General features: G+C 71.3%; 11 protein-coding genes. 5 read left to right on the top strand and 6 right to left on the bottom strand.

Features of this window, described 5'->3' with window-relative positions:
• Window positions 1-141 precede the first annotated feature (141 nt).
• Together I5Q34_RS24005 and I5Q34_RS24000 are read left to right on the top strand one after the other, a co-directional pair.
• Window positions 142-993, top strand: a complete 852-nt coding sequence (locus I5Q34_RS24005; protein ID WP_199894465.1) for an arylamine N-acetyltransferase — start codon at window positions 142-144, stop codon at window positions 991-993.
• Between the two features lie 35 nt (window positions 994-1,028).
• Window positions 1,029-1,892 (top strand): Fpg/Nei family DNA glycosylase, encoded by an 864-nt coding sequence (locus tag I5Q34_RS24000; RefSeq protein ID WP_199894464.1) that lies wholly within the window; start codon window positions 1,029-1,031, stop codon window positions 1,890-1,892.
• 226 nt (window positions 1,893-2,118) lie between these two features.
• Here the strand turns inward: I5Q34_RS24000 and I5Q34_RS23995 are convergent, their stop codons facing one another.
• Together I5Q34_RS23995 and I5Q34_RS23990 are read right to left on the bottom strand one after the other, a co-directional pair.
• Window positions 2,119-3,561 (bottom strand): amino acid permease, encoded by a 1,443-nt coding sequence (locus tag I5Q34_RS23995; protein WP_199894463.1) that lies wholly within the window; start codon window positions 3,559-3,561, stop codon window positions 2,119-2,121.
• A 94-nt stretch (window positions 3,562-3,655) separates the two neighbouring features.
• Window positions 3,656-6,010, bottom strand: a complete 2,355-nt coding sequence (locus I5Q34_RS23990; protein ID WP_199894462.1) for a GH92 family glycosyl hydrolase — start codon at window positions 6,008-6,010, stop codon at window positions 3,656-3,658.
• A gap of 506 nt (window positions 6,011-6,516) precedes the next feature.
• On the opposite strand from I5Q34_RS23990, the gene I5Q34_RS23985 reads away from it, so the two are divergent.
• Complete coding sequence (locus I5Q34_RS23985) at window positions 6,517-8,010, top strand: prenyltransferase/squalene oxidase repeat-containing protein (RefSeq protein WP_199894461.1); 1,494 nt, start codon at window positions 6,517-6,519, stop codon at window positions 8,008-8,010.
• A 139-nt stretch (window positions 8,011-8,149) separates the two neighbouring features.
• The gene (locus I5Q34_RS23980; protein WP_199894460.1) at window positions 8,150-8,860 is read left to right on the top strand and encodes a (2Fe-2S)-binding protein; all 711 of its coding nucleotides are present in this window, start codon (window positions 8,150-8,152) and stop codon (window positions 8,858-8,860) included.
• Window positions 8,861-8,933: 73 nt separating this feature from the next.
• Here the strand turns inward: I5Q34_RS23980 and I5Q34_RS23975 are convergent, their stop codons facing one another.
• The gene (locus I5Q34_RS23975) at window positions 8,934-10,418 is read right to left on the bottom strand and encodes a carboxylesterase/lipase family protein (RefSeq protein WP_199894459.1); all 1,485 of its coding nucleotides are present in this window, start codon (window positions 10,416-10,418) and stop codon (window positions 8,934-8,936) included.
• An 84-nt stretch (window positions 10,419-10,502) separates the two neighbouring features.
• On the opposite strand from I5Q34_RS23975, the gene I5Q34_RS23970 reads away from it, so the two are divergent.
• Window positions 10,503-11,486 (top strand): Lrp/AsnC family transcriptional regulator, encoded by a 984-nt coding sequence (locus I5Q34_RS23970; RefSeq protein ID WP_277965751.1) that lies wholly within the window; start codon window positions 10,503-10,505, stop codon window positions 11,484-11,486.
• A gap of 18 nt (window positions 11,487-11,504) precedes the next feature.
• Here the strand turns inward: I5Q34_RS23970 and I5Q34_RS23965 are convergent, their stop codons facing one another.
• From I5Q34_RS23965 to I5Q34_RS23955, 3 genes are all read right to left on the bottom strand, one after another.
• Window positions 11,505-12,386 (bottom strand): VOC family protein, encoded by an 882-nt coding sequence (locus I5Q34_RS23965; RefSeq protein ID WP_199894458.1) that lies wholly within the window; start codon window positions 12,384-12,386, stop codon window positions 11,505-11,507.
• A 121-nt stretch (window positions 12,387-12,507) separates the two neighbouring features.
• Window positions 12,508-12,897, bottom strand: a complete 390-nt coding sequence (locus I5Q34_RS23960; protein ID WP_199894457.1) for a VOC family protein — start codon at window positions 12,895-12,897, stop codon at window positions 12,508-12,510.
• A 2-nt stretch (window positions 12,898-12,899) separates the two neighbouring features.
• Window positions 12,900-13,112, bottom strand: coding sequence for a dodecin (locus I5Q34_RS23955; protein WP_199894456.1), 213 nt, complete (start codon window positions 13,110-13,112; stop codon window positions 12,900-12,902).
• Window positions 13,113-13,459 lie beyond the last annotated feature (347 nt).

Genomic DNA, 13,459 nt, shown 5'->3' with positions numbered 1-13,459 from the left:
TTCCCGGTGCTGATCTTGGCGGGATGCGACCACGGCCGTAGGACCAGGAAGTGAGGCGGGTACCGACTCCGGGCAGAGGTCAGGCGGGCCGTGCACCCCTTACGGTCGTGATCGCGAACGAACGGCGAGTAAGGAGCCATGATGCAGACGGACCGTAGCCACGGATGGGACGGCGAACTGCTCGATCTGGACGCGTACCTGGAACGCGTCGGGTACGACGGGGAACGCGCGCCGACGCTCGGCGCGCTGCGGGGACTGCACCGGGCGCACGTCACCTCCATACCGTTCGAGAACTTCGCCGCCGTGCTCGGCGAGCCGGTCTCGCTGGAGCTGCCCGACCTCCAGGAGAAGCTCGTGCGCGGCCGCCGCGGCGGCTACTGCTTCGAGCACGCCCTGCTCTTCGCCGCCGCGCTCGAACGGTTCGGCTTCGAGGCGACCGGGCTGAGCGGCCGCGTCACCCTCGGCTCCGGCCGGCTCAACCCCGCGACCCACGCCCTGCTGGCCGTCCGGGCCGCCGACGACGAGCGGCTGTGGCTCTGCGACGTCGGCTTCGGCAGCGGCCCCCTGGAGCCGGTCGAGCTCCGGGACGGCGCCGAGGCCGGCTTCGACGGCTGGCGGTTCCGGATGGAGCGCCGGGCGGGGGCGCTCGGCGTGGACGAGTGGTGGCTGCACCAGCACAAGGAGAACGGCTGGGAGGACCGCCACACCTTCACCCTGCTCCCGCAGTACCCCAAGGACTGGCTGATGGGCAGCCACTACGTCGCCACGCACCCGCGCTCACCGTTCGTCCGCCGTCTGTACGCCCAGACCTTCAGCGCCACCCGCCACCACACGCTCGACGCGACGACCTGGACCACGTACCTGCCCGACGGCTCCGGCACCGAGCGGAAGATCGAGGCGGCCGAGCTCGGGCGGGTGCTGTCGGAGGAGTTCGGGATCGTGGTGGACGACGCGTCCCTGGCCCGGCTGCGGGACGGCCTCGACTCGGCCTGACTTGCCCGCGGCGCCACCGCCGTCACACTGGAACCATGCCCGAGCTGCCGGAGGTGGAGGCGCTCGCCGGGTTCCTGGACGGGCGGCTGTCCGGCCGGGTCGTCGAACGGGTGCAACCGGTCGCGGTGAGCGTGCTCAAGACGTACGATCCGCCGCTGTCGGCCCTGGAAGGACGGCCGGTGGCGGCCGTCCGCCGGCACGGCAAGTTCCTGGACATCGCGACGGACGCCGGCCCGCACCTCGTCCTCCACCTCGCGCGGGCCGGCTGGGTGCGCCTGCGGGACACCCTGCCCGCCGCACCGCCGAGGCCGGGCAAGGGCCCGCTGGCACTCCGGATCCGGCTGTCGGACGGCACCGGCCTCGACGTCACGGAGGCCGGCACGCAGAAGCGCCTCGCGGCGTACTGCGTCCACGACCCGGCGGACGTACCGGGCATCGCCCGCCTCGGACCGGATCCGCTGACGGACGCGTTCACGCGCGATTCCTTCGCCGCCCTGCTGCGCAGTGAACGGCGCCGGATCAAGGGCGTGTTGCGCGACCAGTCCGTGATCGCGGGCGTGGGCAACGCGTACTCGGACGAAGCCCTGCACGCGGCCCGGATGTCACCGTTCGCCCTGGCGGCCAACCTCTCCGAGGACGAAGTCACCGTACTGTACGAGGCGTTGCGCACGACCCTCCGGGACGCGGTGGAGCGGGCCCGGGGCCACGCGGCGGAGGAGCTGAAGGACGAGAAGCGGGCGGGAACGCGGGTGCACGGCCGGGCGGGGGAGCAGTGCCCGGTGTGCGGGGACGTGATCCGCGAAGTGTCCTACCGGGACTCGTCGTTGCAGTACTGCGCGACGTGCCAGACGGGCGGAAAGATCCTGGCGGACCGGAGACTGTCCCGCCTGTTGAAGTGACCGGGCCGAAGCAATCAGGTCGAAGCGATCAGGCTTCCTTGCGCGCGCGGCAGGCGGTACGCGTCGGCCGGGCGGGCGCGCGGCGGGAGCAGGGCGGTGAGGCGGTCGGCCGGTGCTGCGACGAGCAGCCCGCTCCATGCCCTCGGCCGGCACGTTCCGGTAGAAGGCCCGCTGCTCCGAGGTCGGAGCGGACGGAGGAAAAAGCATGAGACGCGGCATCGGACGCTCAATCCCGCGGAATTCCCCGCGCGTCCGCGTGCGCCAGCTCCGAATGCCGGTACGAGTACGCGAAGTACACCGCCAGCCCGATCAGGAACCACACCGCGAACCGCAGCCACGTCTGCCACGCCAGGTACGTGATCAGCCAGATCGACGCCACGACCCCGATCCCCGGCACGAACGGCATCCCCGGGCAACGGAACGACCTCGGCAACTCCGGCCGCTTGTACCGCAGTACGATCACCGCGGAGCAGACGACCGCGAAGGCGAGCAGGATGCCGATGTTGGTCAGCTCCGCCGCCTCGCTGATCGGGACCAGCCCCGCGATCACCGCCGACGCCACGCCCACGATCCACGTCACCCGCGTCGGCACGTGCCGCGTCGGGTGCGTGTGCGCGAACCACTTCGGCAGCAGCCCGTCGCGGCTCATCGCGAACCACACCCGCGTCACACCCAGCATGAACGTGAACATCACCGTCAGGATGCCGATGATCGCGCCCACCGCGATGACGTCCGCGAAGCCGCCCAGACCCACGGACTTGAACGCCGTGGAGAAGCCGCTCTCCCTGTCGATGTCCTTGTAGTTCTGCATGCCGGTCAGGACGAGACAGGCCAGGACGTACAGCACCATCGAGACGGCCAGGGAGTACATGATCGCCCTCGGCATGTGGCGCTGGGCGTCCTTGGACTCCTCGGCGGCGGTCGACATCGCGTCGTAACCGAAGACCGCGAAGAAGACCGTCGCCGCGCCCGTGAACGCGCCACTGACCCCGAAGGGGAAGAACGGCTGGTAGTTCGCGGTGCTGATGTGGAAGAAGCCGACGACCACCACCAGCAGCACCACGATGACCTTCAGGGCGACGACGATCGTCTCGAAGCGTGCGGCGCTCTTGATGCCGAGGGTCAGCAGATAGGCGATGAGCAGGCAGAGAACGGCTGCGAAGAGGTCGACGCGGTGGCCGTCCCCGGTGCCGGGCGCGCCGAGCATCCAGTGCGGAAGGTCGGCGCCGGTCTCCGTCACCAGGAAGTTGACGTAGCCGGAGATGCCGATGGCGACGACCGAGACGATGGCCGTGTACTCCAGCAGGAGGTCCCAGCCGATGAACCAGCCGCCGATCTCGCCGAGGACCGCGTACCCGTACGTGTAGGCGGAGCCGGCGCGCGGGATGAGGCCGGCGAACTCGGCGTACGAGAACGCCGCCGCCGCGCTCGCCACGCCCGCGATGAGGAAGGAGAGGAGCACGGCCGGGCCCGCCGTGCCGTTGGCGATGGTGCCGGCGAGGCTGAAGATCCCGGCACCGATGATGCCGCCGACGCCGATCGCGGTGAGCTGCCACAGTCCCAGGGTGCGGGTGAGGTGCTCGCCGTGGGCCTCGGCGGTCTCCGCCTCCTCGATGGTCTCGATCGGTTTGCGGCGCAGAACGCCGTGCCCTGCCCGGAGTCCGGCCATGGCCGTGTCCTCTCCTTCGGTGGCCGCTGACGGCGGCTCATCATGGTGCACCCGCGGCGGGGACGGAAGACGCCGCTCCGTCCCCGCCCGGCGTTCAGCCGATGGCGGGCGGGCCGTCGGAGCGCCCCGTCCCCCAGCGGGAGGGCGACCGGCCGACGGTGAAGTCCAGCCGCCCGCCGTCCCGGATCGCCGCCGTCGTCAGGTACGTACGGCCGTACCCCCGGCCGTCCAGCCGCACCGACTGCACGTAGCGGTCGGTGGCCGAGGTGCCGGGAGCGGTGACCGTGAACCGGCCGTGCGGGTACCAGTGCCGGTCCAGCCGCAGGTCGACGCGGTCGAAGACCGGGGTGCTCAGCCCCCACACGTCCGTCCCCGGCTGCACCGGGTAGACGCCGATCGCGGACAGGACCATCCACGCGGACATCGTGCCGAGGTCGTCGTTGCCGGTCATGCCCTCGGGCGCGTCGGTGAAGAGGGTCAGCGCCGCGTGCACCACGTCCGTGGTCTTCCACGGCCTGCCGGTGGCGAGGTAGGTGTACGGGGCGATGAGGTCGGGCTCGTTCTGCGGGTTGTACTTGTCGGCGTTGTAGTAGTCGTAGGGGCCGTGCACCCACACCTCGCGGGCGGTGCGCGCGGGGTCGGCCAGCAGCTTGTCGTAGGCGAAGAACGAGTCGAGCCGCTTGTCGGCGGCCGTTCTGCCGCCGATCAGCTCGATCATTCCCGGCAGGTCCTGGGGGACCAGCCACTGGTACTGCCAGGCCGTGCCCTCGTGGAACCCGGGGCTCTTCGCCGGCTCGGCGGAGCCGGTGAAGGCGCCCCGCGCGTCGCGCGGGCGGAAGAAGCCGGTCTCCCGGTCGAAGATCCGGCGGTAGTTGCGGGCGCGGTCGGCGTAGCGCCGGGCGTCGTCGTGGTGGCCGAGGTCCTCCGCCATCCCGGCGAGGGCGCCGTCGGCGAGGGCGTACTCCAGGGTGGCGGAGGCGCCCATCTGGAGGTCGGAGTCGCCGGGCTTGCGGCGCGACAGCTCCGGGGCGAGCGGGACGTAACCGTCCGCGATGTAGCGCTCGTTGCCGTCGCGCCCCGCGTACGGGGAGTCCGCCGGGGGCACGCCGTCCGCGTTCTTGCGCAGCGCCCGGTACGCCTCCTCCTCGTGGCCCTCGAGCAGCCCGTGCCGGTAGGCGTTGGTGAGGAACGGCGTGACGGGGTCGCCGGTCATGATGTTCGTCTCGACCGTCCCGTAGCCCCACTTGGGCAGCCAGCCGCCCTCGGCGTCGATCCGCAGCACGGACAGGGCCATGTCCCGCGACTCGCGCGGCGCGAGGAGGGCGAGGAGCTGGGCCTGGGTGCGGTAGGTGTCCCACAGGGACCAGTTCTGGTAGTAGGTGAACCCCCTTGCCCGGTGCGTCCGTTGGTCCCATCCGCGATAGCGCCCGTCGGCGTCGCCGCCGATGTTGGGGGAGAGGAACGAACGGTAGAGGGACGAGTAGAAGGTGCGGCGCAGCGTCCGGCTCCCGCCCTGGACGGCGACCTGGGACAGGCGCTCCTCCCACGCCGTGCGGGCCGCCGCCGCCGTACGGTCGAAGCCGGCCTCCTCGGCGCCGAGGTTGGCGCGGGCCCCCTCGGCGTCGACGTAGCTGATGGCCGTGCTGGCCTCCACGCGGCGGTCGCGGGTGGTGTCGAAGCGCACCCAGGCGCCGGTGCGCCCGGTCGTGCCGCTCGCCGCCCGCGTACCGCGGGCCACCCGCGCGCCCTCCCACGTGCCGTACGCCGTGAACGGCCGGTCGAAGCGGGTGATCGTGTGGACGGTGTACGGGCGGGTGTCTTGACAGAAGCCGCGGCCGGTGATGGTGGCGCGCACCGTCCGCTCGTCCACGATCTCCACGGAGCTGGACACGGCCTTGTGCAGCGACTGCCCGGCGTTGATGAGGACGTTGGCCCGGTCGGTCGCCGGGAACGTGTAGCGCTGGCGCCCGGTACGGGCGGTGGCCGTGAGCTCGGCGGTGACGCCGGAGGCGAGGCGGACGCGGTAGTAGCCGGGGCGGGCGGTCTCGTCGGCGTGCTTGAACGCGGCGGCGTAGCGCGCGTTGTCGGTCTCCTTCACCTCGCCGGTGGTCGGCAGCACGGGCAGGTCCCCGCCGATGCGGCAGCCGACGCCGGAGAGGTGGACGGTGCTGAAGCCGCGGATGCGGTCGTGGTCGTAGTTGTAGCCCGTGCTGTGCCCGGTGTCGGGGGAGAGCTGGACCATGCCGAAGGGGACGGCCGCGCCGGGGAAGGTGTTGCCTTCGTTCTTGGTGCCGATGAAGGGGTTGACGAGGTCGGTGAGGTTGCCGTCCGCCGGGGCGGCGGCTGTGCTGTGCGGGGCGAGCGCCGTCGGTCCGCCGAGCAGCGCGGCGAGGGCCAGGGTGACGGCGGCGCGCCGTCGGAGGTGGTCGCCGGTCCGTCTTCGTCCCATGGCCATGCCTCTCGTGTCATCCGATATCTGCGTCCGACATCGTTGTCACGGGGAGGCTGGCCCGAGGTTCACGGGGAGTCAAGGAGGCGATGGATGGTGGGCGTGGTGATCCGGCCGCCTGGGGTGTCGCGTTCCGTCACGGGGGTGGCACGGGGGTGGTGGGTGATTGACGGTGTTTCGGCTGTTGCGGTCGGTGTACAGTGCCAGCGTTCCGTTCGAACGGCTGAACTGGGTGGGGGCACGGTTCGAGGGGGAGGTAGGGGGCATGAGAGCGCCGGAGCAGGAACGACTCCGGCGGGGGGTGGGGCGGACGCGGAGTCGCGGTCCGCGTGCCTGTTGTCCGCCTGTGTTCTCACGATCTTTTGTGCCGCCGATCAGCGCGGCTGCCGCCCGTACCGTTGCCGCGCGGCGTTCGACGCACCGGTCCCTTGCGCCTCGGCGTCCCGCCGATGAAATCCCGAGGAGAGAACCGAATGTCACAGTCCGTACGTCCGGGCAGGGGAGCCGTGCTCCCGCTCGCCCTGGTCGGAGCGGCGCTGCTGTCCACCGGGACGGTGGGCATGGCTTTTGCCGATGATGCGCCCAAGAGATCGACGTGGGCCGAGGAGACTCCGCACAGTATCCCCGCCAACGCGGCTGCTGCCTGGCTGGTGAGCCAGTTCGAGGGCGGTGACAACGTCTGGGGGGACATCGACCTGACGGCCGAGACCGTTCTGGGGCTGGCGGCCACCAAGACTTCGGGCGATGCGGCTGGGCGGGCGACGACTTGGCTCGAGGGCAACACGCCAAGTTATCTCAAGTCCGCTGATGGCCGGACAAATATAGAGGGTGCTGCGAAGCTGACTTTGGTGGCCCTCGCCGTGGAGCGCAAACCGACGAGCTTTGGCGGCCACAACCTTGTTGACATGCTCCAGAGGGCGGTTCAGCCCAATGGCCTTGTTGGGAACGATGCCGACGGCAACTCAAGCAAGTTCGCCCAAGCCTGGGCCGTCATGGCGCTCAACAAGACCAAGGGGCAACCGGGCAGCGACGCTACAGTATTGGACAAGGCTGTTGGGTTCTTGGAGCGGAGCAAGTGCGATGACGGGGGCTTCCCGCTGAAGCTGGTCGAGAGGCCGGAGAACAGCGGCACGAGCGATCCGAATGTGACGGGCAGCAATCCCAAGTCCAGGATGGATCCGCCCCGTTCCTGCATTTCCAACGTCGACAGCACGAGCATGGCAGTGCAGGCGCTGCGATCCGTGGGTCGCCCGGCTGAGCCCCCCAAGGGCTCCAAGGACACCCTGGTCAAGGAGGCCCTTGACTGGCTCGACAGAAGGAAGGGAGAACACGGAGGGTTCAGCCACACTGGTAACCCGGATGAACCCAACAACCCCGAATCCACTGCGTGGGCAGTTGAAGCTCTCTTTGCCGGTGGCCGTCGCAACCTGGCCAACAACGGCGTCCTCTGGCTGCAGAAGGCTCAGGGAAAGTGCGGCGGTCCAGTCGGCACGGGTGGCGACTTTGCGCAACTGCGTATCACCGCAAGGGCCCTGCCCGCTCTTGCCAGGAAGCCGCTGTACAAGATCGACGGAACAGACGCCGACAAGCTTGTACCGGTGATCACCTGCTCGTCCACAGACGGCACTTCCGGCACCACCAGAAGCCCGTCAACGGAAAAAACGAGTACTTCGCGGGCGACTCACAGACCGTCGTCCAAGAAGTCGTCCTCCTCGCCCTCCCCCTCCGACACGGCCAGCCCGACGGCCACCGCCACCGCCACGGCCACCGCGACCTCCACCTCGGACACCACGTCCGGCAGCACCGGCGGCTCGGGCGGAACCACCGGCACTGGCACCGGCACCACCTCCGGCTCCAGCAGCACCACCGCCACCGACGACACCCTCGCCCGCACCGGATCGAGCGCCGCCTTCCCCGCCGCCATCGGCGCCGGTGCGCTCCTGCTCGCGGGTTCCGGCGCCATGGTCGCGGCCCGCAAGCGTCGCAACGGCGCCAACTGACGCCGTACTTCGTGCCGTGAACGAGACAGGCGCCACACCCCGGTGTGGCGCCTGTCGGCATGAAGAGCAGCAGGGATGGCAAGGTGTCCCTGGCCCGGACCGCCACGCCCCCCGATCACCGAAGGAACACGGACTCCCCATGCGCCTGCACGAACTCGCCTCCATCGGACCCTTCTTCGCGCTGCGCACCGATGACGACGAGCTGGCCGGCGCCGGCGGTTACCTCCCGCTCGACGAGGGCGCCGTCCGGCTCAGGGTGGAGGCCGTGGGCCGGCGCCTCGGTACCGACGACCGTCGCATCGCCGCGTCCGTCGCCTTCCAGGGCATCACGAGTCGCCTGCTCTCCATCGCCCTCGGCTCCGCGACCCTCGCCGGGCGCCTCCCCGACCTCTCCACCCTCCGGTGGCAGCCCCTCCTGACCTCTCCGGAAGACCTCTGGCTCCCGGGCGCGCCGTTGCTGCCACCCGCCCCGGATCCGGCCGGGCAGATCGCGACGACCGTCATCGACGCCCGTCTGGTCCCCCTGCACGACCTGATGCAGGACGTCGTCCCGGTCTCGCCCCGCCTGATGTGGGGCAACGCCGGTTCCTCCCTCGGGGGCGCCCTCCGCGTCCTGCACATCTGGTGCCGGGACCAGGGCCGCCCGGACGACGCGGACCGGGCCCTGACCCTGGCCCGTGCCCTCTTCACCCACCCGTTGCTCAAAGACACGGGAGTCGTGGAGTCCGACGCCGAGGGCACCCCGTCGTTCGTACGGGACACCTGCTGCCTCTACTACCGCGTGCCGACGGGCGCGGGCATGTGCGGCGACTGCGTCCTGCGCCACCCGCCCCGGAAGCGTGTGCGGTGACGACCCGGCTGTAGGCAAGGCGGGGCGGTACGGCCCCGTGCCCGTACTGCCCCGCCCCGCCCTTTCCGTCAGCTCACTTGAAGTGGTGGACGGTTCCCGCCGACCAGCCCGGGTTGCCGTCGCGGGCGAACGACGCCCACGCGCGCTGGACTTCGCCGGTCAGAGCGGCCGGCTGCTCGCCGCCGAGCATCGGGGCGTCCTTCCAGGCGCCCGGGGAGCCGAGGAGGAAGGGGAGTTCGATGCAGTGGCACGCGTCGTACTCGCTGTGCTTCGGGGACCAGTCGAACTGGTAGCGCCAGGGGGTGTTGCCGCGGTCCGTGAGGAGCTTCGCCAGCTGGTCCTCCGGGTTGCGGAAGAGCTGTTGGGTGCACATGTCGACCACGATTTGGGTGACTGTTCGGCCGCGTGGCTCGGCGTGGGAGGTGTCGCCGAACCATTGCGTCGCGAATTTGTTCAGGTCGTCCTGGGTGAGTTTCTCCACCGCCGGGTCGCCGACGATGTACGCCGCCGCCTCGTCGCGGGTGTTGCCCAGCATGACCTGGATGCCGGCGTCGGTGCGCGCCCCCGCGGCGCGCACCGGGTCGTCCTGCACGAGGTCGCCGTCGGCGACGGGCTGGAAGGGCGGGATCGCGTTGAGCGGCCTGGCCGTTTCCATGGCCACGGCGTTCTGGGCGCGGAGCAGGTCGGCGACCGGGACGGTGCGCAGGCGGGCGCCTTCGTCCGGGCCCAGGCCCAGGTGTTTGAGGAGGAGTTCGCTGCCGGTCTTCGCCTCCGCCGCGGTGCCGGGCGGCATTCCGGAGGGGACGCTCTGCAGGATGGCACGGTGGAACAGGCCCTTGGCCCGGGGGTTGGCCATCATGGCGAGGATGGAGTAGCCGCCCGCCGACTGGCCGGAGAGCGTGATGTTGGACGGGTCGCCGCCGAAGGCGGTGATGTTGTCGTGGAGCCAGCGCAGTCCCGCCAGTTGGTCGCGCAGGCCCAGGTTGGGCTCGCTGACCCCGGGGAGGCTCAGGAAGCCCAGTGTGCCGAGGCGGTAGGAGATCGTCACCACGACGATGTCGCCGGCGGCGGCGAGCGACGCGCCGTCGTACCAGGGCAGTCCCGCCCCGCCGGTCCAGAAGCCGCCGCCGTGGAGGAACACCAGCACGGGGCGTCGTCCGGTGCCGGGCGGCGCCCATATGTTGAGCGACAGGCAGTCCTCGGACTGGGGGACGGTGAAATCGCCCATCACATGGGCCAGGGGAGAGGTGAGTTGGGGGGCCGTGGGGCCCGGTTCGAGGGCGTCGCGTATGCCCGTCCAGGGTTTGACCGGCTGCGGCGCCGCGAAGCGGTCGGCGCGCGCGTACGGGATGCCGCGGAAGGCGGTGACCGGGCCCGCGGCCCGGCCCCGGACCCGGCCCGATGTGGTGGTGACGATCGTCCGGGCGTCCGGGGCGAGTTGGTCGCGCACGAAGCGGGTCGGGAAGGCGAGGGCGCCCGCTCCGACGGCTCCGGCCCGTAGCAGGGTGCGACGTGAGATGCCTGTGTGGCGTGAGTTGCGTATGTCGTCGTCGGTCATGAGTGGATCATGGCCCGGAATCGCTCATTCGCTCCTCGAACTCCCGGGCGACGCCGTGAATCGACATCGGTCTAGCCTGGAGGGGTGGATTCGGTCACTTCGTCGGTCACCTCGCCGGTGACGTCGCTGCTTACGCCGCCGCTTACGCCGTCGGCCGCGGTCGACCCGCTCGACCTGCGGATCCTGCACGCTCTGCAATTGGACGGACGCGCCCCGTTCCGGCGGATCGCCGACGTCCTCGGCGTCTCCGACCGCACCGTGGCCCGTCGCTTCGACCGCCTGCGCGGCTCCGGCGTCGCCCGGGTGACGGTCGTGCCCGACAGCAGCCGTACCGGGCAGGCGGAGTGGCTGGTGAGACTGCGCGTGCTGCCGGACGTCGCGCCTGCCGTCGCCGACGCGCTGGCGCGGCGGCCGGACACCCCGTGGGTGTGCCTGGTGTCGAGCGGCACGGAGATCGTGTGTCTCTTCCGGACGATGGACGGTGCACCGGCACCGCTCGCCGGGCTGACGCGCCGTCAGGGAGTCGTCCACGCCGACGCCCAGCGGCTGTTGCGGCACCTGACCGGCCACCGCCGGCCGGCCGGTGACGGCACCCCCGTGGCCCTCACCGATCTCGACCGGCGGCTGTTGCCGGCACTGGCCTTCGACGGACGGGCCGCCTACCCCCAACTGGCCCGTACCGTCGGCTGGTCCGAGTCCGCCGTCCGCCGACGGCTGGAGGAGCTGCGCGAGTCGCGGACGATCCGTTTCGACGTCGCGACCGATCCCCGCCTGTTCGGCTACTCGGCCCAGTGCCTGCTGTGGCTGTCCGTCACCCCCTCCCGGATCGCCTCCGTCGCCGGCGCGCTCGCCGACGATCCCGGTACGACGTTCGTCGGGGCGACGAGCGGCCCGCACCAGCTGCTGGCCGTGATGGTCTACCGCGACGACATGGCGTTGTACGACTACGTGAACGAGCGGATCGGAGCGCTGGACGGCGTCCGGTCCGTGGAGACGGCCGTGGTCACGCGGTACGCCGGACCGTTCGGCCTGCTCCTCGGCGCGATCCCGGCGGGCCGCGGCTCCTGAGGACCCGTACGACCGCGCTCACCGCGCCGTGAAGAACAGGCCGGCGCCGAGCGTGTCGCGCGCGGAGACGAAGAAGCCGTCCTCCGTGGCGCGCGTGGCCGTCCCGTTGCGCTCCACGACGTCGCGGGCGACGCCGACGTCCTCGACCCGGATCGTCATGGCCGCCAGGTAGGAGGGGGCGGGCGCGGGCTCGCCGGGGAGCACCTCACCGGCCGCCGAGGCGCGGACGACCTCCAGCCGTCCCCGGCCCATCTCCAGCCCGGCGACCGGCCCTTCGTACCGGGGCGGCGCGCCGAGGATCCGCGCGTACCGGTCCACGACCTCCGTGAAGACGGGGTCGTCGGCGACGATCAGCACGCCGTCGATGCCGCGCGCGCCGTTCGGATGGTCGAGGTAGTGCGGCTGGTGCACGTACTCGCGGGTCAGGTGCTGGGCGATACCGACCCGTCCCTCGTCCGTCGCCGCCGGGTCGAGGTGGATGAAGCGGGCCCGCAGGGTGCGTCTTCCCTCCCTGGTGGCGGCGCCGCGCTCCAGCTCCACGACGTCCGAGGCGGGTAACCCGGCGGCGGCCAGCCGGCGGCCGGAGGATCTCGCGTCGTCGGTCTCGAAGGCGACGGCCTGGAACCCCTCGTACCGGTCGGCCACCGCCCGGGCGCGCCATGGATCGGGGGCCGACTCGTCGACGATGCCCAGCAGTTCGATGTAGGAGTCGCCGAACAGGGCGCAGCGGTTTGCGGTACAGGTGGGGACCGGGTCCCGTCCCGCTCCTTCGCTTTTGCTGAGCAGATGGCGGGAGCGGGGGCTCAGGACGAAGCCGAACGAGTGGTAGACGTTGGCCAGTCCGTCCAGGTCGCGGGTGAGGACGCTCGTGTGGTGCAGGCCGTTGATGTCGCGGGTCATGGACCGATCATGCCGTGGAACGGGGCGGTCGCCGCCCGGACGTCCGGTCGACGCCGTGATCCGACACGGGGGCGGTCCCGGGGGGCGGAATCGGTCATCCGGGCCGCGCGCCGCGTCCGCTTCAATCCGGGGGCAGTTGCTCCTGGAGCACGGACAGCACGTTTCCGGCCGGGTCCGTGAACCAGGCGATGAGGGGGCCTTCGCCGCGGAAGATACCCTTCTCGTCCGCCTCCAGGCCCGGATAGTGCTCGAACTCGATGCCCCGGCCCGTCAGTTCGTCCACGGCCCGTTCGATGTCGGGCACGGGGAAGTTGAGGACGGTGAACGAGGCGGGGGTGTGGTCGGCCTTGGGGTAGACCAGGACGGTCGCCCCGCCGGCCAGGTGGAGGTGGAGGAGGCCGTGCTCCTCGGTGACGTCCAGGCCGAGTGTTCCGCCGTAGAAGCGGAGCGCCTCGGGGACGTCGTCGACGGAGAAGCTGCCGAATGCCTTGCTGTCGCGGAGCGTGGGCACGGTTATGAGTCCTCCAGCCGGAAGCCGACCTTCAGGCCCACTTGGACGTGGGCGACCCGGCCGTTCTCCAAGTGGCCGCGCACCTGGGTGACTTCGAACCAGTCGAGCTCTCTGAGTGTTTGCGCGGCGCGGGCGATCGCGTTGCGGATCGCGTCGTCCACGCTGTCCGGGGACGAGCCGACGATCTCCGTCACCCGGTAGGTGTGGTTGGACATGGCCTCTCCCTGGTGGGGCTCTTCGGCGTGGGCCGCTCCCTCGTGCCGGGGCCCGTCACCCCAGCCTGCCCCGGTGGGGGTGGGGGCGCGCGGGTGGTGTGGCGTTCGGGGGACGGGATGGCGCGGGTGCTGGGTGGGTTTTTGCCCCGGCCCCGCCCTTTCACCGTTTCTTCCGGGCTCCGCCCGGGCCGGCACCGCGCTCCGCGCGGTGGTGCGGGGGCTTTGCCCCCTGCGCCCCCACCGGGGCTCCGCCCCTGGCCCCCTTTGCGGGGCTGCGCCCCTGCGCCCCCTCCGGGGCTCCGCCCCGGACCCCGTATCGCGGCTTCGCCGCTCGTCCTCAAACGCCG

The organism is Streptomyces sp. AV19, from assembly GCF_015999245.1.
GTDB lineage: Bacteria > Actinomycetota > Actinomycetes > Streptomycetales > Streptomycetaceae > Streptomyces.
This window is presented reverse-complemented; position numbering and strand designations above follow the sequence as displayed.